Source organism: Xanthomonas hortorum (assembly GCF_011305375.1).
In the GTDB taxonomy this organism is placed as follows: domain Bacteria; phylum Pseudomonadota; class Gammaproteobacteria; order Xanthomonadales; family Xanthomonadaceae; genus Xanthomonas; species Xanthomonas hortorum_E.
The window spans coordinates 229,079-252,768 of record NZ_VCME01000004.1 but is presented as its reverse complement, the minus strand read 5'-3'; the positions used below and the strand labels follow the sequence as shown (position 1 = coordinate 252,768).

At 63.1% G+C, this 23,690-nt stretch carries 17 protein-coding genes and 8 tRNA genes; 18 read left to right on the top strand and 7 right to left on the bottom strand.

All coding sequences use genetic code 11. From position 1 onward, the window contains the following. Positions 1-206 precede the first annotated feature (206 nt). The 5 genes from ppx to FFY45_RS04140 all read right to left on the bottom strand — a co-directional run bounded on the left by ppx (position 207) and on the right by FFY45_RS04140 (position 8,063). The gene (gene ppx, locus FFY45_RS04160; RefSeq protein ID WP_006451734.1) at positions 207-1,733 is read right to left on the bottom strand and encodes an exopolyphosphatase; all 1,527 of its coding nucleotides are present in this window, start codon (positions 1,731-1,733) and stop codon (positions 207-209) included. Between the two features lie 166 nt (positions 1,734-1,899). Further along, positions 1,900-4,002, bottom strand: a complete 2,103-nt coding sequence (gene ppk1 / locus FFY45_RS04155) for a polyphosphate kinase 1 (protein ID WP_104551379.1) — start codon at positions 4,000-4,002, stop codon at positions 1,900-1,902. Between the two features lie 121 nt (positions 4,003-4,123). Beyond that, a complete protein-coding gene (gene phoR, locus FFY45_RS04150; RefSeq protein WP_006451736.1) occupies positions 4,124-5,452 on the bottom strand; it encodes a phosphate regulon sensor histidine kinase PhoR in 1,329 nt (442 codons plus the stop codon). Between the two features lie 79 nt (positions 5,453-5,531). Continuing rightward, entirely contained in the window at positions 5,532-6,221 is a 690-nt protein-coding gene (gene phoB / locus FFY45_RS04145; RefSeq protein WP_006451737.1) for a phosphate regulon transcriptional regulator PhoB, read from the bottom strand. 195 nt (positions 6,222-6,416) lie between these two features. Then, positions 6,417-8,063 carry a M48 family metalloprotease gene (locus FFY45_RS04140; RefSeq protein WP_176339503.1) on the bottom strand — a complete coding sequence of 549 codons (1,647 nt, stop codon included), beginning with the start codon at positions 8,061-8,063 and terminating at the stop codon, positions 6,417-6,419. 148 nt (positions 8,064-8,211) lie between these two features. On the opposite strand from FFY45_RS04140, the gene grxC reads away from it, so the two are divergent. The 3 genes from grxC to FFY45_RS04125 all read left to right on the top strand — a co-directional run bounded on the left by grxC (position 8,212) and on the right by FFY45_RS04125 (position 10,180). Further along, the gene (gene grxC / locus FFY45_RS04135) at positions 8,212-8,520 is read left to right on the top strand and encodes a glutaredoxin 3 (RefSeq protein WP_176339502.1); all 309 of its coding nucleotides are present in this window, start codon (positions 8,212-8,214) and stop codon (positions 8,518-8,520) included. Continuing rightward, positions 8,517-8,912, top strand: a complete 396-nt coding sequence (locus FFY45_RS04130; RefSeq protein ID WP_074056792.1) for a carboxymuconolactone decarboxylase family protein — start codon at positions 8,517-8,519, stop codon at positions 8,910-8,912. The genes grxC and FFY45_RS04130 overlap by 4 nt, the downstream gene beginning before the upstream one ends. Positions 8,913-9,172: 260 nt before the next feature. Next, the gene (locus tag FFY45_RS04125) at positions 9,173-10,180 is read left to right on the top strand and encodes an isocitrate dehydrogenase (RefSeq protein WP_006451741.1); all 1,008 of its coding nucleotides are present in this window, start codon (positions 9,173-9,175) and stop codon (positions 10,178-10,180) included. A 122-nt stretch (positions 10,181-10,302) separates the two neighbouring features. Here the strand turns inward: FFY45_RS04125 and FFY45_RS04120 are convergent, their stop codons facing one another. After that, the gene (locus FFY45_RS04120; protein WP_023902870.1) at positions 10,303-11,064 is read right to left on the bottom strand and encodes a Bax inhibitor-1/YccA family protein; all 762 of its coding nucleotides are present in this window, start codon (positions 11,062-11,064) and stop codon (positions 10,303-10,305) included. Positions 11,065-11,216: 152 nt separating this feature from the next. On the opposite strand from FFY45_RS04120, the gene FFY45_RS04115 reads away from it, so the two are divergent. The 5 genes from FFY45_RS04115 to FFY45_RS04095 all read left to right on the top strand — a co-directional run bounded on the left by FFY45_RS04115 (position 11,217) and on the right by FFY45_RS04095 (position 12,367). Then, a tRNA-Pro gene (locus tag FFY45_RS04115) sits at positions 11,217-11,293 on the top strand. 42 nt (positions 11,294-11,335) lie between these two features. Beyond that, a tRNA-Arg gene (locus tag FFY45_RS04110) sits at positions 11,336-11,412 on the top strand. Positions 11,413-11,444: 32 nt separating this feature from the next. Then, positions 11,445-11,521: transfer RNA gene (locus FFY45_RS04105), tRNA-His, on the top strand. Positions 11,522-11,605: 84 nt separating this feature from the next. After that, positions 11,606-11,681 (top strand) — tRNA-Lys (locus FFY45_RS04100). Between the two features lie 98 nt (positions 11,682-11,779). Further along, entirely contained in the window at positions 11,780-12,367 is a 588-nt protein-coding gene (locus FFY45_RS04095; RefSeq protein WP_255171855.1) for a hypothetical protein, read from the top strand. A 4-nt stretch (positions 12,368-12,371) separates the two neighbouring features. Here FFY45_RS04095 and FFY45_RS04090 read toward each other — a convergent pair whose 3' ends face one another. Continuing rightward, positions 12,372-13,667, bottom strand: a complete 1,296-nt coding sequence (locus tag FFY45_RS04090) for a PAS domain-containing sensor histidine kinase (protein WP_176339501.1) — start codon at positions 13,665-13,667, stop codon at positions 12,372-12,374. Positions 13,668-13,954: 287 nt separating this feature from the next. On the opposite strand from FFY45_RS04090, the gene FFY45_RS04085 reads away from it, so the two are divergent. The 10 genes from FFY45_RS04085 (at position 13,955) to FFY45_RS04040 (ending at position 23,251) form a co-directional block, all read left to right on the top strand. Continuing rightward, a tRNA-Leu gene (locus FFY45_RS04085) sits at positions 13,955-14,039 on the top strand. Between the two features lie 203 nt (positions 14,040-14,242). Further along, positions 14,243-15,538, top strand: a complete 1,296-nt coding sequence (gene tig / locus FFY45_RS04080) for a trigger factor (protein WP_043889690.1) — start codon at positions 14,243-14,245, stop codon at positions 15,536-15,538. Between the two features lie 73 nt (positions 15,539-15,611). Further along, entirely contained in the window at positions 15,612-16,238 is a 627-nt protein-coding gene (gene clpP, locus FFY45_RS04075; protein WP_023902875.1) for an ATP-dependent Clp endopeptidase proteolytic subunit ClpP, read from the top strand. Positions 16,239-16,362: 124 nt separating this feature from the next. Then, a complete protein-coding gene (clpX, locus tag FFY45_RS04070) occupies positions 16,363-17,649 on the top strand; it encodes an ATP-dependent Clp protease ATP-binding subunit ClpX (protein WP_006451747.1) in 1,287 nt (428 codons plus the stop codon). Positions 17,650-17,793: 144 nt separating this feature from the next. After that, entirely contained in the window at positions 17,794-20,265 is a 2,472-nt protein-coding gene (gene lon / locus FFY45_RS04065) for an endopeptidase La (protein WP_176339500.1), read from the top strand. Between the two features lie 214 nt (positions 20,266-20,479). Then, positions 20,480-20,752, top strand: a complete 273-nt coding sequence (gene hbs / locus FFY45_RS04060; protein ID WP_006451749.1) for a non-specific DNA-binding protein Hbs — start codon at positions 20,480-20,482, stop codon at positions 20,750-20,752. A gap of 11 nt (positions 20,753-20,763) precedes the next feature. After that, positions 20,764-20,838: transfer RNA gene (locus FFY45_RS04055), tRNA-Val, on the top strand. Positions 20,839-20,866: 28 nt separating this feature from the next. Next, positions 20,867-20,943: transfer RNA gene (locus FFY45_RS04050), tRNA-Asp, on the top strand. Between the two features lie 94 nt (positions 20,944-21,037). Further along, a tRNA-Asp gene (locus tag FFY45_RS04045) sits at positions 21,038-21,114 on the top strand. Positions 21,115-21,280: 166 nt separating this feature from the next. Continuing rightward, positions 21,281-23,251, top strand: a complete 1,971-nt coding sequence (locus FFY45_RS04040) for a peptidyl-prolyl cis-trans isomerase (RefSeq protein WP_176339499.1) — start codon at positions 21,281-21,283, stop codon at positions 23,249-23,251. Positions 23,252-23,690 lie beyond the last annotated feature (439 nt).

Sequence of the window (23,690 nt, the reverse complement as noted above, 5' to 3'; positions counted from 1 at the left end):
CGGTTTTGGCTAGCTTCCGGGAGAGCGATGGCATGGATGTTGCGCGCACAAGTCGTGGCGGTGACAGCGGAATCGGGAATCGGGAATCGCAAAAGCAGCGTGCTGCATTCGTTCAGCGCAATCGCCACCAGTCAGAAACTTCTCAGAGCCCCGTGGTGGACTATTCCCGAATCCCCATTCCCGATTCCCGCCTGAGGCCGCAGGCCTCAGGTCACAAACGGTTTGAACGCGATTCCCAGCCCGGCCATGCTTTCGACTTCGCCAATCAGATCGGCGCGCAGCAACGGGCGCGAGTCGATCCAGCTTTGCGACAGGATCAATGACAGCCGGGTGTCATCGGCAGTGAGTTCCAGGGTCGGAATCGGGTCGGACTCGTGCGCGCGATGCAGCAGCACTGCCAGCCGCAGCAATGCGGCCTTGCGTCGGGTCGGCAGCAACAAACGATCAGGCAGCGCCTCGAACGCGGTCTTGGGCACGTTGCGCCGGTGCGTACGCACCAGCGACGCCAGTACCTGCTGCTCCTGCCGCGAGAAACCGGCGATATCCGAATGCTCCAGGATGTAGCTGCCGTGCACGTGATATTGGCTGTGCGCAATGATCAAGCCCAGCTCGTGCAACCGCGCGGCACGGCGCAACACCTGCGCATCGTCGCCATCCAGTTGCCAGGATTCGCAGACCTGATCGAACAGGCGGCAGGCGGTGGCTTCCACGCGCTGGGCCTGCACTTCGTCGATCCCGTAGCGCTGCACCAGCGAGGCCACCGAGCTGTCGCGCGGATCGTTCTCGCCGCCGCGGCCGAGCATGTCGTAGAGGATGCCTTCGCGCATCGCCGCCTTGCTGACCATCAGCTTCTCCAGCCCCAGGGCCTGGAATGCGGCCTCGAGCACCAGAATGCCGCCGGCAATGATTGGGCGCCGCTCGGCAGCCAATCCGGGCAACTGGATGTCTTCGATGCGCTTGGCCTTGAGCAGTTCATCGCGCAGTGCCGGCAGCGCCTCGGCAGTGATCGCGCCCTTGGTGAGCTTCATCGCCGCGCAGATCTCGCCGATGGCCTTGTGGGTGCCGGACGAACCGATCGCCTCATGCCAGCCCAGCGCCTTGTACTGATTGGCGAACTGCTGGAACTCGGCGCCGATCTCGGTCAGCGCGTCCTTCCACTTCTTTTTCGACAACTTGCCGCCGGGGAAAAAACGTCGTGTGCTGGCGATGCAGCCGGCCTGCAGACTTTCGCGTTCCAGCGTCTGAAAACCGCGGCCGATGATGAACTCGGTCGAGCCGCCGCCGATGTCGATCACCAGCCGGCGCTGATCGGGCTTGGGCGGCTGCGCATGCGCAACGCCCAGATAGATCAGGCGCGCTTCCTCGCGGCCGCTGACCACTTCGATCGCATGCCCAAGCGCGGTTTCGGCCGGCATCAGGAACGCTTGTGGCGAACGCAGCTGACGCACCGTGTTGGTGGCCAGCGCACGCACGCGCAACGACGGCACTTCACGAATGCGCTGGCCGAAGCGCGCCAGACATTCCAGCGCGCGCTGGCGCGCTTCGTTGGAAATGCCACCTTTGCCATCCAGGCCGTCGGCCATGCGCACGGTCTCGCGCAGGCGATCGACGACGCGCAGCTGACCCATCAGGTAGCGCGCAATGACCATGTGGAAACTGTTGGAGCCTAAGTCGATGGCGGCAAGGTAATCGCCGTCGCGCAGTGGCGGTATCGTGGGGGAGGGTGTTGGCATGGCCGCATGGTAGCCGATGGATGGTTGGCCCCGTGAGAGGCACCGGCAAAACGACTGCGCACACCGCCGGCAAGGCGTGTGTGGCGTCGCGCACCAACCACAAGGCGGCTGCGCTGCGCCGCCGGCACCAACGCACGACTGCGCGCTACGTGTTGTCAGCCGCTCTTTAGACCCGATCGAGCAAGGTCATCTGCGCCGAATGCGCCGGCTCGCCGGGGCCCGGCGTGCGCTTGTGATAAACGCCCTCGGCATCCAGCTCCCAGGCGTTGACGTTGTCGTCCAGGTAGTTCTGCAACGCTTCGCGATAGACCCGCTTGGCCAGGTCCGGGTCCAGGATCGGGAAGCAGGTTTCCACGCGCCGCAATAGGTTGCGTTCCAGCCAGTCGGCGCTGGCGCAATAGAGTTCCGCCGCACCATCGTTGCCGAACCAGTACACGCGGCTGTGTTCCAGAAATCGCCCCACGATCGAACGCACGCGGATGTTGTCGGAGAAGCCCGGCACGCCCGGCCGCAGCGTGCAGGCGCCGCGCACGATCAGATCGATCTGCACACCGGCCTGCGACGCCGCGTACAACGCGCGCACCACCTGCGGCTCGTTGAGGGCATTCATCTTGGCGATGATGCGGCCCGGGCGACCATTGCGGGCCAGCCGGGTTTCGCGTTCGATCCGCTTCAGCACGCCGGTATGCAGGGTAAACGGCGATTGCAGCAACTGCTCCAGCTTCATGCGCGGTGCAAGACCGGACAATTGCTGAAACAGCATGTGCACATCGTTGCCGATTTCCACATCCGCCGTGATCAGGCTGATGTCGGTGTACAGACGCGCGGTGCCGCTGTGGTAATTGCCGGTGCCCAGATGTACGTAGCGTTTGAGCTTGCGGCCCTCGCGTCGCACGATCAGCAGCATCTTGGCGTGCGTCTTGAAACCGACCACGCCGTAGACCACCTGCACGCCGGCTTCCTGCAGCTTGTCGGCCAGGCCCAGGTTGGCTTCTTCGTCGAAGCGCGCACGCAGTTCCACCACGACGGTGACGTCCTTGCCGTTGCGCGCGGCCAGGATCAGCGCATCGACAATCAACGAATCCTTGCCGGTGCGGTACAGCGTCTGCTTGATCGCCAGTACGTTCGGGTCGACTGCGGCCTGGCGAATCACGTCCAGCACCGCAGTGAACGCATCGAAGGGATGATGCAACAACACATCGCCCTTCTTGACGATCTCGAAGATGCCGTCGTTGTCGCGCAAGGTGCGCGGATTGAACAACGGGTACTTGAGTTCCGGGCGCTGCACTAGGTCGTAGACCTGGGTGACACGGCTCAGATTGACCGGCCCGACGATGCGGTACACCGCGTTTTCGTTCAAGCCGAAGTTCTGCAGCAGGGTGCGCATGATCGGCGACGGGCAGTCGTGCGCGATCTCCAGCCGCACCGCCGGCCGGTAGCCGCGCGTGACCAGTTCGTCGCGCAAGGCCAAGGCCAGGTTTTCGACTTCTTCCTCGTCCACCACCAACTCGGAGTTGCGGGTGACGCGGAACTGATACGAGCCCTTGACCTGCATGCCCGGGAACAGCTCATCCACAAACTCGGACAGCACTGAAGACAGAAACACAAAGCTCTGCGTTCCCTCCGGCGACAGGCTGGCCGGCAACTGGATGATGCGCGGCAACGAACGCGGCGCCCGCACGATGGCCAGATGGCCGGCGCGGCCAAACGCATCCTGGCCATCCAGCACCACCACGATGTTCAAGGTCTTGTTGAGAATCTTCGGGAACGGATGCGCCGGGTCCAGGCCGAGCGGCGACAGCACCGGCATGATCTCGTTGCGGAAGTACGCGCGCAGCCAGCGCTTCTGACGCGAGTTCCACGTCGAGCGGCCCAGCACCGCCACCCCGGCAGTTTCCATCGCCGGGCGTAGCACTTCGTTCCACGCGTGGTACTGCTGCTCGACCAGCTTCGCCGCGCGATCGTGCACGGCATTGAGGATGGCGGTGGGGCTCAGCCCATCGGGTGCCGGCGGCAATCCGAATTCCTGCGCGTGCCGGACGGTGGCCGCGCGGATTTCGAAGAATTCGTCCAGGTTGGTGCAGGAAATGCACAGGAAGCGCAGCCGTTCCAGCAACGGGACCTGCTCATCCAGCGCCTGCGCCAGCACCCGGAAATTGAAATCCAGCTGCGACAGTTCGCGGTTGATATACAGCGACGGCTCGCGCAACGGATCGGCGGCGATCTCTTCGGAAGAAGCGGTGTCGTGGGAGTGTTTGGCGTGGCCCATGGAGTCGATCATCAAGGCGGAATGGAATGCGTCGTTAGCGCGCGCAACATGCAGCGCGGTGCGACTTGGCGCGCGCTGCGCAGGTGCATCGCACCGCGCTGCGGCGCGCACCCACTACATATCACGCCGAGCGTGACAGTGGCAGGGACTGATCGCGCTGCACCACACGTGCAGCCACAAAATGACACGAGAATTCGCTGCCGCGCCCGACTTCGCTTTCGATCTCCAGCCGCGCCTGATGCAGCCCCAGGATGTGCTTGACGATCGACAACCCCAACCCGGTACCGCCGCTCTCGCGCGAGCGGCTGCTGGAGACGCGATAGAACCGCTCGGTGATGCGCGGCAGATGCGAGGCGGGAATGCCGTAGCCGGTGTCGCGCACCGCCAGTGCCGCGCCATCGCCATCGCGCATGAAGCGGATCGTCACCTTCCCACCGCCCGGCGTATAGCGCACTGCGTTGGTGACCAGATTGGAGAACGCGCTATGCAGTTCCTTGTTGGAGCCAAGTAGATCCACGCCGGCCTCGTCGAACACTTCCACCGTGTGGCGACCCTGGCTATGCGCTTCTGCTTCGCGGCGTAGCGTGGAGAGCATCGGCGCCATCGCCACGTGTTCCTCGCCGAGTTCTTCCTGCGATTCCAGCCGCGACAGCGTCAGCAGATCTTCGACCAGCTGCGCCATGCGTTGCGATTGCTTGCGCATCTCCGCCAGCATCGGGCCCGAGTCGGGGAAGTCCTCCGGGTCGAGCATGTCCAGATAGCCGTGTACCACCGTCAGCGGCGTGCGCAATTCGTGCGAGACATTGGCCACGAAGTCGCGGCGTACCTGCTCCAGCCGCAGCAGCTTGCTGACATCGCGCGCCACCAGCAGCCAGTAATCGTCGGAATACGGGATCAGGCGCAGATTCAAACGTAGATCCGGATCGACCGGCGAGGCGGCATCGAGCATGGGTTCTGCATTGCGACCGGCCGCCAGCCAATGCGCCAACGGCAACGGCTGCAACCGCTCCACCACCGACACGCCCATATCGCCGGGATGATGCAGGCCAAGCAGGCCGCCGGCCGCCTTGTTGAACCACTGCACGCGCTGGCTGTTGCGATCCACCACTACCACCGCATCGGGCAACGCCTGTGCGGCGGCGCGGTAGGTGCGCAGCATGTCGATCAGGCGACGCTTGCGCCCGCGCATTTCGGCCTGGCTGCGATAGAGCAGCCGATCCAGTTCGTTCCAGGCACCGACGCCGGCCGCCGGCTCGGCACGCTGGCGCGCAGTGAGCCGCCGCAGCACCTGACGCAGCCGCCAGTAATGCCAGGCCAGTACGCCCAGTGCAGTCAGCGTCAGCGCCATCCACACATGCTCGATCAGCACGCCGGTCAGCACGGCAGCGCCCAGCAACAGCGCCAGGGTACCGAGCGTCTTGAACCAGGCGGAACGAATATGTTGGGGCATGGAAGGCGTTACCACGGAGCGTCGGGTAGGCACGCAGCCCGACCGGTGTCAGCGGCCGGGCCGGCCTGTGCGGCAGGCATCAGGCGGCCGAAGAGAAACGGTAGCCCGAGCCACGCACGGTCTGCACCATGTTTTCCAGGCCGAACGGTTCCAGCGTCTTGCGCAGGCGGCGGATATGCACGTCGATGGTGCGCTCTTCCACGTACACGCTGCCGCCCCAGACATGATCCAGCAACTGGGTGCGCGTGTACACGCGCTCCGGATGTGTCATGAAAAAGTGCAGCAAGCGGTATTCGGTCGGGCCGATCGGCACCGGCGCGTCGCCGGCGAACACCCGGTGCGCGGCGCCATCGATGCGCAGCCGGCCCACGGCCACGCTGCCGTCTTCGTCGTCCTCGCGGGTGCGGCGCATCACCGCACGGATGCGCGCCAGCAACTCGCGCGCCGAGAACGGCTTGACCACGTAATCGTCGACCCCGGCTTCCAGGCCACCGACGCGGTCGTTTTCTTCGCCGCGCGCGGTCAGCATGATGATCGGAATCTCGCGGGTCAGCGATTCCTTGCGCCAGCGCCGCGCCAGGTCCAGCCCGCTGGTGCCTGGCAACATCCAGTCCAGCAGGATCAGATCCGGCACACGGTCGGCGATGGCGGTCTGCGCCTCGCGGGCGTCGCCAGCATGGATGGGTTCGAACTCGCCCTTGCGCAGCGCGAACGCCACCATGTCGCGGATTGCGGGTTCGTCGTCGACGATCAGGATGCGTTTCTGCACGCGGGGCTTACCGTCTGGCTTCGATGGTCGCCAGTAGACTACGGTTTTGTGACTCTAATGTGACATGGCAGGCGCATTACGCCGTTCGCACCACCAATAAGCGGGCTGTGCTGCGAGGCGACAGGCAGGCGTTGCGGCATCGAACACGCGATTTGTCATCCCGGACAGTGAAGCCACCGCACTGCATGACATGCGCTAACGCGTGGACAGATCCGGGTCGCGGATGCCCTGGCGGCGCAGTTCCAGCACCGTGGGCGTAATGGCGGCAATGCGGGCGTCCACGCGCGCACGTGTCACATAATCGAGATCTTTCTTCTTCAGCGCCTCTAGCTGGATCAGCGCCTGTTCGGCGCGGCCGTTCAAGTACGCGGATTCGGCATAGGCCTCGCTGGCGCGCAGCTGGTCGCCGGCCAATTCGCAGGCGCGGGCGTAGGTCTGCTGCAACAACGCATCATCGCTGTTGCGATACAGCAGCGGTTCCAGCACCTGGCGCGCACGCTGGCCGGATGTCTCGGTCGCCTGCTCGTTGAGCGCGCCGGCATAGGTCAGCGCCACCGCACGGTTGGTCGGCAATTGCTTGAGCAACGCATCGAAACGCGCATTGGCCACCTCGCGCTGGCCAACGCGCGCCTGCGCCTCGCTCAGGCCCAGCGTCAGCCATAAGTTATCCGGATGCGCCTCCAGCAGGCTGGCCAGTTCGGCCACCGGCTCGCTCGGCCGCCCGCCGCTGTTGCGCAAGCGCGCCAGGGCCAGCCCGTAGCGCTGCGCATCGGTCAGGCCGCCCTTGGCGCTGCGGCGCAGGGTCTCGTATTCGCGAATGGCCGCATCCGGCGTGGCCGCGCTGAGCACGCGCAGGCGCTCCTTGGCCCAATCGAAGCCTTGCTGTTCGCCGCTGCGGCTGAGCGCATCCACCGGCAACCGCAGCGCATACGGAAGAATCGCGTTGCCGTTGCGGCTCAGCGGCTCCGACAGCGACGGGTCGGAGGGATTCACGCGCTCCTGGCGCGTGCCGCCCGGCACCGAGGTGGTCAGCACCACGGTGTTCTTCTTCATCTGCTCGGCGCGCGCCTTGGCCTCGCTGATGCGGGTGACGGTGACCGGGTGGGTCTGCAGGAAGTCCGGCGCGCTGTAACCGCCCTCGTTGGCGCGCATCGCCACCGACATGCGCTCGAAGAAGCCGGCCATCGCATCCACGTCGTAGCCGCTGCGCACCAGCGTGCGAATGCCCAGCCGGTCGGCTTCGGATTCGTTGGAGCGGGTGTAGTCGATCTGGCGCTGCTGCATCAGCCCCATGGCGCTGGTGATGCCGGCCATGGTGGCATCGCCCTTGGAATTGCCGCCGGCCTGTTGCGCGGCCACCACGGCCGCCAGCATGCCGAGCAGGATCGGGATCTGATCGCGCTGCGCCCGTTCCACCCCGCGCAGCACATGCTGCTGGGTGACGTGGGCGATTTCGTGCGACAGCACTGCGGCCACTTCGTCCTCGCGCTCGGCCGTCAGCACCAGCCCGGCGTTGACCGCGATGTAGCCACCCAAGGTGGCGAAGGCGTTGATCTGGCGATCGCGCAGCATGAAAAACGTAAACGGCTGCTGCGGTTGGTCGCTGTTGGCGCCCAGCCGGGTGCCCATGGTCTGCAGCCAATCGGTGACCAGCGGGTCGTCCAGCACATAGTCGTAGTTGCGCAGCTCGGCAAGCATCATCTTGCCGTATTCGGCCTGGCGCGCCGGGGTCAGCAACTCGCCGGCAGACGAACCGATATCGGGCAGGCGGCTTTCCTGCGCAGGTGCCACACCCATGGCAACGGCCAGCGTGAGCGCGGTGGCGAGCGGTAGCAGGCGCAAGTGGAACTCCCAGGTGATGCGCGGAGCATGCGGGCAGCAAGGCGCAGGGGCGTGAATCGACAGTTAATCCACAGTGTTGCGGTGACGACATGGAAATTCCAGTCGCCCGGTACCATTGTCAGACCTCAGACCAACCACGGAGTTTCCCGTGAGCCAAGACCCTAACGTGCAGGATGCGGCCACCGGCCCGCAGATCACCCTGTATTCCTCCGCGATCTGCCCGTACTGCGTGGCGGCCAAGAACTTCCTCAAGAGCAAGGGCCGGACCTGGACCGAGGTGCGCATCGACCTGGACCCGGCCGAGCGTAACAAGATGGTCGCCCTGGCCAAGCGCACCAGCGTGCCGCAGATCTTCGTCGGCGACGTCCATGTGGGCGGCTACGACGACATGATGGCCATGCACCGCGCCGGCAAGCTCGAACCGTTACTGGCCGGCGCCACGGGCGGCCAGGCATGAGTGAGCACGAGGGCGGCAGCGACGACCGTCTGCGCGAGTTCACCGAATTCCGCCAGCGCATGAATCAACGCATCCTGGCCGAGCCCAACCAGGTGGTGCGCCGCTTCTTCGCGTTGGACACCCAGACCTATCAGGCCGGCGCGCTGGACGTCAAAACTAAGGAACTGCTCGGCCTGGTCGCCTCGATGGTGCTGCGCTGCGACGACTGCATCAGCTACCACGTCGCTCAATGCAAGGAGGCCGGCGTGACCCGCGAAGAGTTCTTCGAAACCTTCTCGGTCGGCCTGGTGGTCGGCGGCTCCATCGTCATCCCGCATCTGCGTCGCGCGGTGGACTTCCTCGACCAGCTCGAAGGCGGCGCGCAGGCCCCGGCGCAGCACGCGCACGACTGATGCATGACTGGTCGGGAGTCGACCGGCGTGTGAGTCAGGATTGGTCATTCGGGATGCGGGATCCCTAAAAGCGAGCCGGTCGCGCGCGTCGCCCATCGAGGCGGCGCGTTGCGTTGTGGAGGGGGTGCGCCGCTCTTAGACCAAGGTCGGTTTGGGCGCCTTCACCGGCATCGGGCATAATTGCCTGTGAAACCTCCTTGCGCCGCTCTGCCGGGTTTTACGGCTGGCGCTCCCCCCTTCAAGTTCGGAAACCCAACGTTATGACGCAGACAATCACGGTCATCCGCGGCGACGGTATTGGCCCGGAGATCATGGATGCCACGCTGTTCGTGCTCGACGCGCTGCAAGCTGGCCTGACCTACGAGTACGCCGACGCTGGCCTGGTCGCGCTGGAAAAGCACGGCGATCTGCTGCCGGAGTCGACCCTGGCTTCGATCACCAAGAACAAGGTGGCGCTGAAGAGCCCGCTGACCACGCCGGTCGGAGAGGGCTTCAGTTCGATCAACGTCGCCATGCGTCGCAAGTTCGACCTGTATGCCAACGTGCGTCCGGCCAAGTCGTTCCCCAACACCAAGTCGCGTTTCGCCGATGGCGTGGACCTGATCACGGTGCGCGAGAACACCGAAGGTGCCTACCTGAGCGAAGGCCAGACCGTGTCCGAGGATGGCGAGACCGCGTTCTCCGGCGCCCGCGTCACCCGCAAGGGCTCCGAGCGCATCGTGCGCTACGCCTTCGACCTCGCCCGCGCCACTGGCCGCAAGAAGGTCACTGCGGTGCACAAGGCCAACATCATCAAGTCGACCTCGGGCCTGTTCCTGAAGGTGGCACGTGACGTGGCGACGCAGTACCCTGAAATCGAATTCCAGGAAATGATCGTCGACAACACCTGCATGCAGCTGGTGATGCGTCCGGAACAGTTCGACATCATCGTGACCACCAACCTGTTTGGCGACATCATCTCCGACCTGTGCGCCGGTCTGGTCGGCGGCCTGGGTCTGGCCCCGGGCGCCAACATCGGTCTGGACGCGGCGATCTTCGAAGCCGTGCACGGCTCGGCGCCGGACATCGCAGGGCAGGGCAAGGCCAACCCGTGCGCGCTGCTGCTGGGCGCCGCGCAGATGCTGGACCACATCGGTCAGCCACAGAACGCCGAGCGCCTGCGCGAAGCCATCGTAGCCACCCTGGAAGCCAAGGACTCGCTGACCCCCGATCTGGGCGGCACCGGCAACACCATGGGCTTTGCCAAGGCCATCGCCAGCCGCCTCTGAGCATCGAAGCGAGCTGCAAAAAGAAAGGGCGCCTAGGCGCCCTTTCTTTTTGTTCGAGACTTGCGCGTAACCAGAATGCACAGGGAATCCGCTCTTACGATTCCCCAATCCCGATTCCCGGCTCAGTTGCGCGACTGCAGCTTCGACAACAAGCGCAAGAACTCGATGTACAGCCACACCAGCGTCACCATCAGGCCGAACGCGCCGTACCACTCCATGTGCTTGGGTGCGCCCTGCTCGACGCCGCTTTCGATGAAGTCGAAGTCCAGCACCAGATTCAGTGCTGCCACCACCACCACGAACAGGCTGAAGCCGATGCCGATCAGCCCCGAGTCGTGGATGAACGGAATACGCACGCCGAACAAGCCCAGCACGATGGTCGCCAGATACACCAGCGCAATGCCGCCGGTTGCCGCAACCACGCCCAGCTTGAAGTTCTCGGTGGCCTTAATCAGCCCACTGCGGTAGGCGAACAGCAGCGCGAACATCGTGCCAAAGGTCAGTAGCACCGCCTGGAACACGATGCCGTTGAAGCGCGCCTCGTACACCGCCGAAATCGAACCAAGAAAGAAGCCTTCCACCAGCGCATACAGCGGCGCGGTGATCGGTGCCCAGGTCGGCTTGAAGCTGGTTGCCAGTGCGAACACCAGCCCGCCGATCGCGCCGGCAATCATGTACAGCTTGGCTGCAGGCAATGGCATGCCATCGGCACCGATCGACTGCGACCAGGCGAAAGCGGCGGTGAGCACGGCCATCAACAACAACGCACCGGTCTTGTTGACGGTGCCGTTGAGGGTCATCGCCTGGCCGTCGCGGGTGACGACCGAGCCGGAGCCAAGGTCGAGGAATGTGGATTCCCGAAGGGCAGGGTTGCCGCTACGCATGCGTGTTCTCCATGAAATGTAGGTGCTCGCCATGATGGTGAGCGTTGTCGCGAGGATACCGGATCGGCGAATTGACGCAGAGTGATTGACAGCGAGGCCAATCGTTCCCAAAATAGCCGACCTTTCCAGCCTTCGGGATTGAAAGGTCCCGCCGGGGTATAGCGCAGTCTGGTAGCGCGCCTGCTTTGGGAGCAGGATGTCGGGGGTTCGAATCCCTCTACCCCGACCATTCCGAGCTTCTTGCGGCGTGGGAATGCAACGTTCGGTCCGGGCGCCCGTAGCTCAACCGGATAGAGCACCGGCCTTCTAAGCCGGCGGTTACAGGTTCGAGTCCTGTCGGGCGCGCCATCGGCGGTGCGGTAGGAAGTAGGTTTTCAGTGGTGGCTGTAGCTCAGCTGGTTAGAGTACTGGATTGTGATTCCAGATGTCGGGGGTTCGAGTCCCCTCAGCCACCCCACTGATTGTAGGAAATGTTGGACCCGACGCATCGCGGGGTGTTGCAACGAAGCAAAAACGCACATACAATGTGCGACCAGTTTCAGGGCCGTTAGCTCAGTTGGTAGAGCAGTTGACTCTTAATCAATAGGTCCAAGGTTCGAATCCTTGACGGCCCACCAAATAAAAGCACTTAGGCAAACACCTAGGTGCTTTTCTTTTTTCCGGTACTGGAAACAAGAAGAGACGTCTTAAGGCAGGAACTGCGCGAGTGGTTCGCTTGCAGCGAATTCTGCTGCTGTGTCTGTTCAGCAGTTGCCTGATCAAGCTTGTTGCTTGGCCGGCACTAAGTCTGCGTGCATCGGATGCCTGGCGACCTGTGGTCTGCAGCCCAGGCCGGCAAACTCAGATGAGGCGTGATGTGTCCAGAGCAACACGGCGCTCGATCCTCCCGCAGGTCGTGATCTTCGCAGTGGTCGGTCCTCCGCTAGGCGGAGTGCTGGGCTTTCTGCAGTGGGCGCGGTTAGATGGTGAGACTGCTTTTCTGATCGCAGGCTTGTCCTACGTTCTGGTGTTGCCGGTGATTGCTGCCGCTGGTGCGGGATTGGTGTGCGCGTTGACGTGCCATCGTCTGTATCGCGAGCGTGGGCCAAACCCCTTTGTCCAGATCGCAATCGGCGCGCTGAGCGGCCTGTTCTCGGCTGGGTTGGTCGTGTTGCTCACAGCGGTCGTTGGCGGCTGGTCCATGGGCTCGGATCGCGATCTGATCCTGGCCTTGGTACGAAGCGGGCTATGGGGCGGCGGCACCTGCGCATTGCTTGCGTGGCTCTTCAGGTCACGCTTGTCGCGTACAACTACACCCCTGTAGCCGCTCAGGGCGATGCGGTCAGCTCAGACGTCTGGCTTCGTTGCATACGCGGGAACGCCAGCAAGAAGCGCGCACCTTTACCGGGAGCCGAGCTCACTTCGACAAAGCCACCGGCCTGACGCACCGCGCTATACACCTGCGTCAACCCAAGACCGGCACCTTTGCCTGCGTCCTTGGTAGTGAAATAGGCTTCGAATAACCGCGATTGCACACCTGCATCCATGCCATGTCCGCTATCGGCAACAGTGATGGTGACGTAATGCCCGCCCGGTTTGCTCAGGCTCGCGTCCTCGGCCGCCACGACGGTGTCGCCGGTTTCGATACGGATGGTGTCCCCGCTCTTGCAGGCATCGCGGGAGTTGATCACCAGATTCAGGATCGCGCGCTCCACCGTATGGCGATCGACCATGGCGCAGCATCCGCCTTCGCTGGTGCGCAACTGCAATTGCAACTCGGCGCCGATCACCTGTTCCAGCAATGGGCTCAGTTGTTCGGCCAATGCGGCAAGGTCCACTGCCTCCGGGCTGTACGGATACTGGCGCGAAAATCCGACCAGCCGCTGCGCCATAACCGAGCCATGTTGAAGCGCCGCGTCGGCCACGCTCAACAGCTTGGCATCGTGCGCATCGATCCTTGCGCGCTGTACGACCAGGTCGATAGCCGATGTCGCCGCCTGCAGCACGTTGTTCAAGTCGTGAACGACGCCTGCCAGCAATTGGCCGACCGCTTCGCCTTTCTGTGCCTGCTCGGAAATTTTCTCGGCCGCTCCCTGTGCGGCGCGCGCAATGTCCAGATCGCCTTCGATGCGCTCCTGCAGGTCGCGCAGGGTATGCAGTTCGGTCGACAGCGAATTTTCGCGCGCACGCGCCAGCATCAAGGCGCCGGTGGAAAACTCGCGCTCGGCCTTCAGCATGGAATCCAGCGTATGGAACGCCGCCTCCAGCGCCCTGCGGTCGGAGATGTTCTTGCTCACCGCAAGAATCGCCTCGACGTTGCCAAAGGCGTCGAACAGCGGGCTGGTGACCACCTGCCAGGTCTGACGCACACCGGCGAAGTTCACGCAGGCGGCCTCGAATTCCTGGATCAAGCCATTCGCGGAACCGGCGATCGCCGCATCGACCAGGCCCACGGCCTCGGGTGGCCACAGTTCGCGCCATGGCTGCGAGATGAGCTGGTCGGGATGGCTGACGCCGAGTCCGGCCAGCCCATTGACGTTGATTGCCGTGATCCGCCCATCGAGGTCGATCTCTTTGATGCAATCGCGGGACAGTGCCACGATCTGGCGATATCGGTCTCTCATCGCGACTGCTGCCTCACTCATCTAGATTTAACGGAATTTTCGCAAATCCTACCTTTACCGTGTACGAGTAAAAGTACGAGGCTTCGATCGCTGCGGCGATGCAAAGTTTAACGGTTCACCTCGCTTCCCGGGCAAGTGCATCCGCGATAGCTTGGACGATCGGCTGCAAAAGCCTGCGGGTCGGCTTCAAGCCTATTGGGCTTAAGCCGATTGAAGGTGCGCCGCGGCATCACGACGCTTTTTCTTTGCCGGCATCCCTGCAACAATGCGCAGGCAAGCGCAGCATCGCGAAAGTGGCGGAATTGGTAGACGCACCAGATTTAGGTTCTGACGCCGCAAGGCGTGGGGGTTCGAGTCCCCCCTTTCGCACCAATGCAGTGCGGCCGTGAGTGTTCCGGCCGCTGCATGATCCGCAAAACCCGCTGTCCAGACTTGAGCGACGCGGTTGTGCGCATTCCGCTGGCAGCGGCAGCCGTTATCGGCGAAACTACAAGGCTCGGCGGCTTTCTCGCCATCCGTCAACCCGCATCTTCCATCTCGTGCCGACGCTTGTGCTGTCGGTGGCAGGAGTCAACATGCAAGCATCGATCGAATCCACCGGCAATCTGGAACGCCGCCTGACCTTCACCCTGCCGCAGGAGCGTCTGGAGACGCACGTCGGTGGCCGCCTGCGCGAGATCGCGCGGACCGCGCGCATCAAGGGGTTCCGCCCCGGCAAGGTGCCCGCCAAGGTCATCGAGCAGCGTTTTGGTCAGCAGGTGCGTGCCGAGGCAATGGATGGTTTGCTGCGTGAGACCTTCGATTCGGCCGTGCGCGAGCATGCGCTGCGCCTAGCGGGCAATCCGCGGATCGACAAGGCTGGCGAGAGCGATTTCGATTTCGTCGCCACCTTTGAAGTGGTGCCGGACTTCGGCGACATCGATGTGACCACGCTGTCGGTGGTGCGCCATACCGCCGAAGTGACCGACGCCGACATCGACCAGATGATCGAGAACCTGCGTCTGCAGCGTCGCACCTGGAACCCGGTCGAGCGTGGTGCTCAGGTCGGTGACCTGGTGGCGCTGGAGACCTGGTCGCAGGCCGGCGACGAGCGTCTGCCCGCCGAAGGCGTGGAGACCGGCAGCAGCGTGCTCGGTTCGGGCGTGATGTTCGATCAGATCGAAAAGGGCCTGGAAGGTCTGGCCAAGGGCGAAGACAAGACCCTGACCATCGACTTCCCGGCCGAGTGGCGCGTGCCGCAGCTCGCTGGCAAGACCGTGCAGGTGCACGTCAAGGCGGTCGAAGTGTCCGAGCCGGTATTGCCGGTGGTGGACAAGGAGTTCATCAAGAGCTTCGGCGTGAAGAGTGGCGATGCCGAGCAGTTCCGCGCCGACATCCGTACCAACCTGGAGCGCGAGCTCAAGGGTGCGCTGATGAATCGTCTGCGTCGCGAAGTGGGCGAGCAGCTGATCGCCGCCTATGCGCATGTGGAAATGCCGCCGCGTCTGGTCGAAAACGAAGCACGTTCGATGCTGGCCCAGCAGGTGGAGCAGGTGCGCCGTAGCGGCCGCAACCCGGGCGAGATCCCGGCCGATGCCCATCAGGGTTTCATGGACGCGGCCGCCAAGCGCGTACTGGTCGGTCTGCTGGTGGGTGAGGTGGCCCGTCGTAACGAGCTGCGTCTGGAGTCCAAGCGCGTCAGCGAAACGCTGCGTCTGATCGCCTCGACCTACGAAGAACCGGAACAGGTCATTGAGATGTACCGCAACGACCCCCAGTTGATGGGTGGACTGCAGAGCCGTGTCATGGAAGAGCAGGTGATCGACTGGATTGCCGAGCGCGCCCAGCACACCGAGCAGCCGATGTCGTTCCAGGATGCGATCCGTCAGTAATGCGAGTCCCTCGCAAGAGCCCGCACATCCATGTGCGGGGATTCAACTAATAGACACAGGAGATTCCCCTCGCGTGGACAATGTAACCAGAGCCTTGAACCTCGTCCCGATGGTGGTCGAACAGACCAGCCGCGGCGAGCGTGCGTACGACATCTACTCGCGTCTGCTGAAGGAGCGTCTGATTTTCCTGGTCGGTCCGATCGACGACCACATGGCCAACGTGATCGTGGCGCAGCTGCTGTTCCTGGAGGCGGATAACCCGGAAAAGGACATCAGCATCTACATCAACTCGCCCGGTGGCGTGGTCACCGCCGGCATGGCGATCTACGACACCATGCAGTACATCAAGCCGGACGTGAGCACCATCTGCGTCGGCCAGGCTGCATCGATGGGCGCGCTGCTGCTGGCATCGGGTGCGGCCGGCAAGCGCTATGCGCTGCCGAACTCGCGCGTGATGATCCATCAGCCGCTGGGTGGCTTCCAGGGTCAGGCAACCGATATCGACATCCATGCGCGCGAGATCCTGACGCTGCGTTCGCGCTTGAACGAGATCCTGGCCAAGCACACCGGCCAGTCGCTGGAAACCATCGGGCGCGATACCGAGCGCGACAACTTCAAGAGCGCGGTCGATGCGCAGGCCTATGGCCTGGTCGATCAGGTGCTGGAGCGTCGTCCGGAAGAGTCGATCCAGCCGTCCTGATCGCCAGATGCCTGAAATTGCAGGAAAAACGGCAGGGTCGGGCTGGACGGATGTCCTCTCGACCCTGTGCTATTCTCGAAATCGAACCCCCGTGCATCGGGTGGGGTAACTGGGTAACAGAAGCATGAGCGAAGACCGCCAAGGTCGTTCCGGCGACAGCAACAAGATTCTCTACTGCTCGTTCTGCGGTAAGAGTCAGCATGAAGTCCGTAAGCTGATTGCCGGTCCCAGCGTATTCATCTGCGATGAGTGCGTTGAGCTGTGCAACGACATCATCCGCGAGGAGCTCGAAGAGAAGGCGCAGTCGGCACGTTCCAGCCTGCCCAAGCCGCGCGAGATCCTCGAGGTGCTGGATCAATACGTGATCGGGCAGTTGCGCGCCAAGCGCACGCTCGCAGTGGCGGTGTACAACCACTACAAGCGTATCGAGAGCCGCAGCAAGAACGACGAAGTCGAGCTGGCGAAATCCAACATTCTGCTGGTCGGTCCGACCGGCTCGGGCAAGACGCTGCTGGCCGAAACGCTGGCGCGCCTGCTCAATGTGCCGTTCACTATCGCCGATGCCACCACGCTGACCGAAGCCGGCTATGTCGGCGAGGACGTGGAAAACATCATCCAGAAGCTGCTGCAGAAGTGCGATTACGACGTCGAGAAGGCGCAGCAGGGCATCGTCTATATCGATGAAATCGACAAGATCTCGCGCAAGAGCGAGAACCCGTCGATCACCCGCGATGTGTCCGGCGAAGGTGTGCAGCAGGCACTGCTGAAGCTGATCGAAGGCACGGTGGCCTCGGTGCCGCCGCAAGGTGGGCGCAAGCATCCGCAGCAGGAATTCCTGCAGGTCGACACCAAGAACATCCTGTTCATCTGCGGCGGCGCGTTCGCCGGCCTGGACAAGGTGATTCAGCAGCGGTCCAACGATGCCGGCGGCATTGGCTTCGGTGCCAAGGTCAAGAGCAGCGAGCGCAAGCAGGAAGTCGGCAAGATCCTGGCCGAAGTCGAGCCGGAAGATCTGATCAAGTTCGGCCTGATCCCGGAGTTCGTCGGCCGCCTGCCGGTAGTTGCCACGCTCGAGGAGCTGGACGAGCCGGCGCTGATCAAGATCCTGACCGAGCCCAAGAACGCCATCACCAAGCAGTTCAAGAAGCTGTTCGATATGGAAGGCGTGGAGCTGGAATTCCGCCCCGACGCCCTGTCTGCGATCGCCAAGAAGGCGCTCAAGCGCAAGACCGGTGCGCGTGGCCTGCGCACCATCGTCGAATCGGTGTTGCTGGACACGATGTACGAGCTGCCCTCGCAGGAAAATGTCAGCAAGGTGGTGGTGGACGAGTCGGTCATCGAGCACAAGTCCGAGCCGTATCTGATCTACCAGGCGCAACCGGCTCCGGCCAAGGCAGCGTCCGGCGACTGAGCCCCTGATGCCGCGTCTCCAGGCCTTGGCCTCGCTCGCGGATAAAGGGTTTCCGACCGCTACTTGCAAGACCTCGCCGATGGCCCCATAACGGGGCCATCGGCTTTTTTTACGCCCTATTTCCCGATTCCAGCGGAGCGCCCCATGGCCCAGTCCCAACCAGAAGTTCTCGATCTGCCAGTGTTGCCGCTGCGCGACGTGGTGGTGTTTCCGCACATGGTGATTCCGCTGTTCGTGGGTCGCGACAAATCGATGCGCGCGCTGGAAAAAGCCATGGAGGCCGACAAGCGCATCCTGCTGGTGGCGCAGAAGTCGGCTGAGACCGACGACCCGACCGCAACCGATCTCTATACCGTCGGCACGCTGGCGCAGGTGTTGCAGTTGCTCAAGCTGCCCGATGGCACCATCAAGGTGCTGGTCGAAGGGCTGTCGCGGGTCACCGTCGACAAGGTCGTCGAGTTGGACGGCGCGCTGCAGGGGCAGGGCATCGAGGTCGAAGCCAGCGATGCGCGCGAGCCGCGCGAACTTGAGGCGATCGCGCGTTCGCTGATGTCACTGTTCGAGCAATACGTCAAGACCAATCGCAAGCTGCCGCCGGAGTTGTTGCAGACCCTGGCCGGTATCGATGAGCCTGGCCGTCTGGCCGACACCATTGCCGCGCATATTGGCGTGCGTCTTGCCGACAAGCAGCGCCTGCTGGAGATCACCGAAATCGGCGAGCGCCTGGAGTTGCTGGTCGGCCTGGTGGACGGGGAGATCGATGTGCAGCAGCTGGAAAAGCGCATCCGCGGCCGCGTCAAGTCGCAGATGGAGAAGAGCCAGCGCGAGTACTACCTCAACGAACAGATGAAGGCGATCCAGAAGGAGCTGGGCGATCTGGATGACGCGCCGGGCGAACTGGAAGAAATCGCCCGCAAGATCGCCGAGGCGGGCATGCCCAAGCCGGTCGAGACCAAGGCAAAGGCCGAGCTCAACAAGCTCAAGCAGATGTCGCCGATGTCCGCCGAGGCGGCCGTGGTGCGCAACTATCTGGATTGGCTACTGGGCGTGCCGTGGAAGAAGCGTTCCAAGGTGCGCAAGGATCTCAAGGCTGCGCAGGACACGCTGGACGCCGATCACTACGGTCTGGACAAGGTCAAGGAACGCATCCTGGAGTACCTGGCCGTGCAGTCGCGCGTGAAGCAGATGAAGGGGCCGATCCTGTGTCTGGTCGGGCCGCCCGGCGTGGGCAAGACCTCGCTCGGGCAGTCGATCGCCAAGGCGACCAACCGCAAGTTCGTGCGCATGAGCCTGGGCGGTATCCGCGACGAAGCCGAGATCCGTGGCCATCGCCGGACCTATGTGGGTTCGATGCCGGGCCGGCTGGTGCAGAACCTCAACAAGGTGGGCAGCAAGAATCCGCTGTTCCTGCTCGATGAGATCGACAAGATGTCGATGGATTTCCGCGGCGACCCGTCGGCGGCGTTGCTGGAAGTGCTTGATCCCGAGCAGAACAATTCCTTCAACGACCACTATCTGGAAGTCGATCTGGACCTGTCGGAGGTGATGTTCGTCGCCACCTCCAACTCGCTCAACATCCCCGGTCCGTTGCTGGACCGCATGGAAGTGATCCGCATCCCCGGCTACACCGAGGATGAGAAGCTCAACATCGCCATGCGCTATCTGGTGCCCAAGCAGATCAAGGCCAACGGCTTGAAGCCGGAAGAGATCGAGATCGGCAGCGATGCCATCCAGGACATCGTGCGCTACTACACGCGCGAATCGGGTGTGCGCAACCTCGAACGCGAAGTCGCCAAGATCTGCCGCAAGGTGGTCAAGGAAATCGCGCTCGCCGGTCCGCAACCGGTGGTGAAAAAGCTCGTCGCCAAGAAGGGCAAGCCCAAGGCCCTGGTCGTGGTGAACTCGAAGAATCTCGACAAGTACCTGGGTGTGCGCCGCTTCGATTTCGGGCGTGCCGAAGAAGAGAACGAGATCGGCCTGGTCACCGGTCTGGCATGGACAGAAGTCGGCGGCGAGTTGCTGCAGGTCGAATCCACGCTGGTGCCGGGCAAGGGCAATCTGATCCTCACCGGTCAGCTCGGCAACGTCATGAAGGAATCGGCATCGGCTGCGTTGTCGGTGGTGCGTTCGCGCGCCGAGCGACTCGGCATCGATGTGGACTTCCTGCAGAAGCAGGACGTGCATGTGCACGTGCCTGATGGCGCCACACCGAAGGACGGGCCCAGCGCAGGTATCGCGATGGTGACCTCGCTGGTGTCGGTGCTGACCAAGGTGCCGATCCGCGCCGATGTGGCGATGACCGGCGAGATCACCTTGCGTGGTCGCGTCTCGGCGATCGGTGGGTTGAAGGAGAAGTTGCTGGCTGCATTGCGTGGCGGCATCCGCACTGTGTTGATCCCCGACGAGAACCGCAAGGATCTTGCCGACATTCCTGCCAACGTGACGCGCGATCTGAAGATCGTTCCGGTCAAGTGGATCGACGAAGTGCTGGATCTTGCACTGGAGCGTCCGCTGGCACCGAAGAAGGTGGGCAAGGAGAAGGCCCGCAAGACTGCCTCGCGCGTCGCCGTACGTGGCAAGTCCCGCACTACTCCGGGTACCCGCGTCAAGCACTAAAAGCGCTTGTCTAAACCCAGGCAAAACAAGCCAAAACCCGCGTCGTTATTGGGTTTTGGCTTGCGTGCGGTTGGGGGCGCTGGTATAAATGCACGACTCGTGGGCGCGGCAAATTGTGATGCGTCACGCGATACCACTTGTGTCGGGTTCTTCGCTAACGGCAAGAGCGCCGATTGTCGATTCCGCGGCATCTGCCGCAAAGGGAGTTTCAAGAATGAATAAAACCGAATTGATCGATGGCGTTGCCGCTGCCGCTGACATCTCCAAGGCTGAAGCCGGCCGTGCTGTCGACGCGGTTGTGAGCGAAATCACCAAGGCACTGAAGAAGGGTGAAGCCGTCACCCTCGTCGGCTTTGGTACCTTCCAGGTCCGCGAGCGCGCTGAGCGCACCGGCCGTAATCCGAAGACCGGCGACAGCATCAAGATCGCGGCTTCGAAGAATCCTGCGTTCAAGGCTGGCAAAGCCCTGAAGGATGCAGTAAACTAATCGACTCGCTAGGGTGCTTAGCTCAGCGGTAGAGCGTCTCCCTTACACGGAGAGGGTCGGGGGTTCGAAACCCTCAGCACCCACCATTAAGCACCAGGCAAACGTTTCAAGTGCGGAGCGGTAGTTCAGCTGGTTAGAATGCTGGCCTGTCACGCCGGAGGTCGCGGGTTCGAGTCCCGTCCGCTCCGCCAGTTACACCCGAAGCCCCTGAGCAATTGGGGGCTTCGTTTTCTCCACAGCATTCGCATTGCGAATGATGCAGAGAGAGAAGTCCAAGTTTAAAGCGGAGCGGTAGTTCAGCTGGTTAGAATGCTGGCCTGTCACGCCGGAGGTCGCGGGTTCGAGTCCCGTCCGCTCCGCCAGTTATACGAAAGCCCTCGGCCTTGTGCCGGGGGCTTTTTTTTTGCAGCATTGCCCGAGGTTACGCGTTTAATGGCGCATCGCGGCCGATGGCGTGGAGCATTGGGCTGGGTGCTCGGCGCCAAGCGCGTTACACTGCGCGGCTCGCCCACAGGCCGTGATTTGCCAATGCTGCAGAAACTTCGCGACAAGACGTCAGGCTGGATCGCTACCGCCATCCTGGGGTTGCTGATGATTCCGTTCCTGTTCGTCATCGACAACAGCTACCTCGGCGGCATTGGCGCCAACAACGTGGCCAAGGTGCAGGCGCCGCCAACGTGGTGGAAATCGGCACCTTCCTGGTGGCCGGTGTCGCTGCTGTGGCAGCACCATGAAATCAGTACGCAGGATTTCCGCGCACGCTTCGAGCAGGCGCGTATGCAGGAGCGGCAGCGCCAGGGCGAGAATTTCGACCCGCGCACGTTCGAATCGCGCGAAAACAAGCTGCAGGTGCTCGATCAATTGGTTGACGAGCAAGTCGTGCGTCTGGGTGCCGAAGATGCCGGCATCGTGATCGGCGATGCGACCGTGCGCGATTACATCACCGGCATTCAGGCGTTCCAGGTCGATGGCAAGTTCAGCCCCGACCAGTACCGCGCCGCACTCGCACAAGGCACGCCACCGCGCACGCCTGCGCAGTTCGACGCATTGGTGCGCGACAGCTTGCAGCAGTCGGTGATTCCGCAGGCGATTGCCGAGTCGGGCTTTGCGACCAAGGCCGAGTTCGAGCGCCTGCTCAAGCTGATGGGCGAAACGCGCGACGTGGAGCTGGCGATGCTGCCCACACCGGCCGCCGATACCGCGCCGGTCAGCGATGCGCAGATCAAGCAGTGGTACGACGGGCATGCGCAGGATTTCCGTCAGCCGGAGACCGTGACGATCGAGTACGTCGAGATCAATGCGGCCAAGTTGCCGCCGGCAACCGCCGCCGACGAGGCGACCTTGCGCAAGCGCTATGAAGAAGAGAAGGGCCGCTTTGTCGAGCCGGACCAGCGTCTGACTTCGCACATCCTGATCAGCGCTGGCAGCGACCCCGCCGCGCAGAAGGCTGCCGAAGCGAAGGCAGCCAAGCTCGCCGCAGAAGCCAAGCAGCCGGGCGCCGATTTTGCTGCATTGGCGAAGGCCAACTCGCAGGATCCGGGCTCCAAGGGGGCTGGTGGCGATCTGGGGTGGGTCGAGAAGGGCACGATGGTCAAGCCGTTCGAAGACGCGTTGTTCGCAATGAAGGCTGGCGATGTGGTTGGCCCGATCAAGAGCGAGTTCGGTTACCACGTGATCCAGCTGCGCGAGGTCAAGGGCGGCCAGGGCAAGTCGTTCGAGCAGGTGCGCGATCAGCTCGCTGCCGAGCAGCTCAAGGCCGATGCCGACAAGGCGTTTGCCGATGTGAGCGGCAAGTTGGTGGATCAGGTCTACAAGAACCCCACCGCGTTGGAGCCAGCGGCCAAGCAGGTCGGTCTGCCGGTGCAGACGCTGGGCCCGTTCTCGCGCGCGGATGCCAGTGGTATCGCCGCCAATCCGGCGGTGCTGCGTTCGGCATTCTCCGAGACGCTGGTGCAGGACGGCACGGTGAGCGACCCGATCACCATTGCTCCCAATCACAGTGTGGTGTTGCGGGTGACCAATCACAGCGCCGAGCAGGCGTTGCCGTTGGACAAGGTGCGCGACAAGGTGATTGCGGCGATCCATACCGACCGCACCGAGAAGGCCGCGGCAGCGGCTGCAGATGCATTGTTGGCGCGGGTGCAGAAGGGTGAAACGTTGCAGGCGCTGGCGTCCAGCGAGAAGCTGCAGGTGCAGCCGATCCCGGGCCTGCCGCGCACCGCGCCGATCCCGACACCGGCGGCAAACCGTGCCATCTTCAGCGCGCCGCGCCCGACCGAAGGCAAGCCGTCGGTTGGCAAGGTGGAGCTGGACGGCGGGCGCTTTGCGGTCTTCGTCATCGCCAAGGCCACGCCGGGCGACCTGAAGCAGATGCCGGCCGAGCAGCAGACCATGCTGCGCGAACAGTTGAGCCAGATCGACGGCAACAACGCGGCGCAGGCGTACGTCAAGGAAATGCGCAAGCGCTACAAGATCCAGATCGAAGAGGCGCAGCTGTAAGGCTGTCTTCTTAAGCTGGTGAAGACGAGAAAGCCCGGGTGACCGGGCTTTTTCTTTGAGATATCCGTGCCGTGGGGGCTGAGGCCTTGTAGGTGCGTTTGACGTACTCGGCCGATGTCTTCGGGGTCGGGGTCGATGGTGTGTCTGCTGCTTCAAGAGCGCTAGAAAGACCGCTCTCCAAGGCTGCCCACATCCTGACGAGCGCGTGGCCACGCAGTTCGCAGTCGATTGAGCGGGTTGGCCCACTGCCGTTCGATTATTTCAACACGCCTGCTGTGTCGCCGGCAGTTTCGCCCAGGCGTTCAAGCGCGCAGCAGCAGCTGCACCAGGCAATCCTGATCACGGTGATGCTGGCTGTCTAGAACGTAATGCGAGCGACGGTGGCAGGCGCGATGTCGCTGCGGACCAAGTGGATTACTACGTAGGCTGCGTTGTGTCG

What these genes read in the sequence shown, in the direction of transcription:
- FFY45_RS04125 (WP_006451741.1), top strand. Translation starts at nt 9,173, where the DNA reads ATGACGCAGACAATCACGGTCATCCGCGGCGACGGTATTGGCCCGGAG.
- FFY45_RS04120 (WP_023902870.1), bottom strand. Translation starts at nt 11,064, where the DNA reads ATGCGTAGCGGCAACCCTGCCCTTCGGGAATCCACATTCCTCGACCTT.
- hbs (WP_006451749.1), top strand. Translation starts at nt 20,480, where the DNA reads ATGAATAAAACCGAATTGATCGATGGCGTTGCCGCTGCCGCTGACATC.
- FFY45_RS04040 (WP_176339499.1), top strand. Translation starts at nt 21,281, where the DNA reads ATGCTGCAGAAACTTCGCGACAAGACGTCAGGCTGGATCGCTACCGCC.
- tig (WP_043889690.1), top strand. Translation starts at nt 14,243, where the DNA reads ATGCAAGCATCGATCGAATCCACCGGCAATCTGGAACGCCGCCTGACC.
- FFY45_RS04130 (WP_074056792.1), top strand. Translation starts at nt 8,517, where the DNA reads ATGAGTGAGCACGAGGGCGGCAGCGACGACCGTCTGCGCGAGTTCACC.
- phoR (WP_006451736.1), bottom strand. Translation starts at nt 5,452, where the DNA reads ATGCCCCAACATATTCGTTCCGCCTGGTTCAAGACGCTCGGTACCCTG.
- clpX (WP_006451747.1), top strand. Translation starts at nt 16,363, where the DNA reads ATGAGCGAAGACCGCCAAGGTCGTTCCGGCGACAGCAACAAGATTCTC.
- ppx (WP_006451734.1), bottom strand. Translation starts at nt 1,733, where the DNA reads ATGCCAACACCCTCCCCCACGATACCGCCACTGCGCGACGGCGATTAC.
- ppk1 (WP_104551379.1), bottom strand. Translation starts at nt 4,002, where the DNA reads ATGGGCCACGCCAAACACTCCCACGACACCGCTTCTTCCGAAGAGATC.
- FFY45_RS04090 (WP_176339501.1), bottom strand. Translation starts at nt 13,667, where the DNA reads ATGAGAGACCGATATCGCCAGATCGTGGCACTGTCCCGCGATTGCATC.
- lon (WP_176339500.1), top strand. Translation starts at nt 17,794, where the DNA reads ATGGCCCAGTCCCAACCAGAAGTTCTCGATCTGCCAGTGTTGCCGCTG.